The sequence below is a fragment of the Methylorubrum zatmanii genome (assembly GCF_014845115.1).
Classification (GTDB): domain Bacteria; phylum Pseudomonadota; class Alphaproteobacteria; order Rhizobiales; family Beijerinckiaceae; genus Methylobacterium; species Methylobacterium zatmanii.
Genome location: NZ_NKUI01000166.1, coordinates 1 through 1,408, shown reverse-complemented (window position 1 = coordinate 1,408; position 1,408 = coordinate 1). Strand labels below are relative to the sequence as shown.

Genomic DNA, 1,408 nt, shown 5'->3' with positions numbered 1-1,408 from the left:
GTTTTGTCCCACGCTCTAAATCGAGCGCTCCGGATTCATTGTCTTCGAAAATTGCCATCGATACGATCTCGGCCCGACCGCAGCCTGACATTCGCACGACAACGCTTCATTGCGTGATTGGCTAAAATTGAGAATGATAGCCGTTAAACAGCGTTAACGGTCGCAGGTTCGGAGCCAAGCAGTGCGGTGTTTGAGCGCCGTCCGGTCAGCGCAGCAAAACACGAATGCGCGGATTCGACGCCCGAGTCCCAAGGAGCGAGATCCCCAGCGTTAAAGAAAAGCGATCCGCACGGGCATGAAGCATGCGGAGGCGTAAGACGCCGCAAACCAGCGATGACAGATCAGAATTTTGAAGGAGAATTCCGCCACAATCGCTGCCCCGGCCCTACTATTATGGCCAGCTGCCTAAACTGGGCGATTGGTAATTTTTGGCTCCCCGAGCAGGACTCGAACCTGCGACAAAGTGATTGATATTCGAGATTAGGCCGTTAATTTTATTGGAATACTTTACCGCGGGGAGGGCGATTCACTCTGACGAGACTTGCCCCGCGGTACCCCCAACGTCCCGCCTCAGCTGGGACGGCGGATTGGGTCGTCGGATGGGTGATCCGAACTCACCGTAGGCACGCTATTCAAGACCGAGGCCGTCAACGCCGAGCAGCTGAACGCGGGCTTTAGACTCGTACCTCGCAGACGCCGAGACCGACGCCCACCCGATCACCGTCGGCTACAGCAGCCTCCATCTCATCAGAACCGCCGCAGGCCATTGGTGGGGGAGGGAAGCCGCTGCCAATCTCGAAACGGGCCCGAGCCTCAGGCGCGGCGCGCTACACACCGTAATCTTGCGCGTGGGGGCGCATCGGGGCTGAAGACACTGACGCACGTTATATTGCATGTGGGCGGAGGTAGGATATTGCGTGCGGGCGGAGGTAGGCGTCGTGACGCACCAAGAGATCCAAGAAGACCGGATTAAGGTAGTTGCAGAGATGTTGTCGCGGCTGCGACTGGATCAACGGCTTTTGTCCCCATCCGGCCGCCTCCCTCACGACATCGCACGCGCCCTCGCTGAGCAGGTTATCGACGTGCTGGCTACTTTTGATCGGCGGGCTTCTCGCGAGTAATGGCGTGAGCAGTGTCTGTGTCGAGACCTAGGATACTCCTTCAATGAGCCAAGTCGGGTTTCCGTGTCGGTAAGCCTGAGGCAAGCTGGCGCCCCTATGCCGTCGGCCTCTTTTCAGCTGGCGGCATCCATGCTCTCCGGCCTCGTCACGTCTCAAAAATCCTGATCGGGGCGGCGTCCCTCTCGGGCGAGGCGCAGCAGGTTCTGGCCGTAATTGGTCTTGGCGAACAGCTCGCCCCGCGCCTGCAACTGCTCGCGGCCGATGAAACCCTGGAGATAGGCGATCTC

At 59.0% G+C, this 1,408-nt stretch carries 1 pseudogene; it reads right to left on the bottom strand.

Annotated features, from left to right (window positions below):
• Positions 1-1,273: 1,273 nt before the first annotated feature.
• Positions 1,274-1,408: pseudogene (locus MZTS_RS25330) on the bottom strand (glucose-1-phosphate thymidylyltransferase RfbA); the annotation flags it as partial.